A 1,518-nucleotide genomic window follows, 5' to 3' on the forward strand; every position below is an offset into this window, starting at 1 on the left:
AATTTGCTTGTTTCCAACAATTTTCGTATCTTTGCGGTAAGATTCTGTGTCTCTTATATCAATACTGCGTTAAATTAATATTTAATCGTCTGTAAATCAATAACTTATATTAAGAAATGCTTATGAAAACTTAACTGTAAAAAGTTGGTCAAGTCGCTGATTTTCAGTAACTTTGCAAATCGCGACAAACGCAAAATTATATGAATACAGGACTTGACCAATATATGGATATCTTTAAAGATGCAGTTGAAGATTCGGCTGCAAAGTTAACAAAAAGTTTCGAGAAAATACTCATCGAGGTGATAATTTTGTTCATGGTAATACCAAGAAAGATAAATTTCACCCAAATGGGGAGGTATGGCTCGCATGTTGAGCAAACCTATCGCAACGCATTCGGCTTAAAAAAGTCGAAAAGCATTGACTGGCTCAAACTTAATGTCTCACTTGCCAAGCGCTTCTTTGGTAAACAGGGAAGATGGGCTATTGCCATTGATCCCAGTTACATCAGCAAAGCTGGCAAGAAGACTCCACATATCGGTCGTTTTTGGTCGGGATGTGCACAGTCTGTTAAACATGGTCTCGAAATCATGGGTATTGGCCTCATTGATATTGATGCCAAAGACTGCATGATGTTAAAAGCACACCAGTCGCTAAGTAATAAAGAACTGAGTCTTAGAAACAAGACTATGGTAGATTTCTATATCGGCGTCATTAAGCGTTATCGCAAGGAACTTCTTAAACTCTCAACCCTCATAGTTGCAGATGCTTACTTCTCTACAAGTACATTTGTTAATGGGATAAAGAAAGAAGGGTTCTCTTTGATAAGCCGCTTTCGTGACAATGCTTGTCTCTTTTATGTCTATGCTGGTCCACGTACTGGAAAACGTGGTCGCCCCAAGACCAAGGATGGCAAGATTGATATGAAGAATCTTGACCTCACTCGAATGGAGAAGATGGAGATGAAAGATATAGAAGGAACAGCTTATACTTTGATAGCCTATTCCAAGGCACTCAGGTGTAAAGTTAGACTTGTCATCTGGCAGATGCCGAATGGCAAGAAGAAACTATTCTTCTCTACAGACACCTCACTTTCGGGTGAAGAAGTACTTCTTTATTATAGAACCAGGTTCCAGATCGAATTTTGCTTTCGTGACGCCAAAGGCTATACTGGTCTTATGGACTGCCAGGCTCGCGATAAGTGGAAACTCGATTTTGCTTTCAATGCTTCGTTCACATCACTAAATGTTGCCAAGGTAACTATGAAGGAGATGGGAATGGAATATTCTATGTCTTCATTCAAGTCACTGATGACCAATATTTATCTGGTGAAACGAATTTTTAAAGCAAGTGGGTACACCCCGAACCGAACTTTAATTAGCAAGATTTTCAAAGATCTCTCGTGCTTACAGCGTACAGCTGCTTAGCACATTATTGAATTATTAACGAACTATTGATGTATGAGTGACTATATATAATAAGGTGTACAGAGTACCTGAAACACTATTTTTACAAACTTGT

1 protein-coding gene is annotated in these 1,518 nt (G+C 38.6%); it reads left to right on the forward strand.

All coding sequences use genetic code 11. The annotated features are described in order from the left end of the window. Positions 1–200 precede the first annotated feature (200 nt). On the forward strand, positions 201–1,424 hold the full coding sequence (locus F7D20_RS00050; RefSeq protein ID WP_158462250.1) for a transposase: 1,224 nt from the start codon (positions 201–203) through the stop codon (positions 1,422–1,424). The last annotated feature ends 94 nt before the right edge of the window (positions 1,425–1,518 follow it).

It is taken from the genome of Segatella copri (assembly GCF_009495355.1).
Taxonomy (GTDB): Bacteria; Bacteroidota; Bacteroidia; order Bacteroidales; family Bacteroidaceae; genus Prevotella.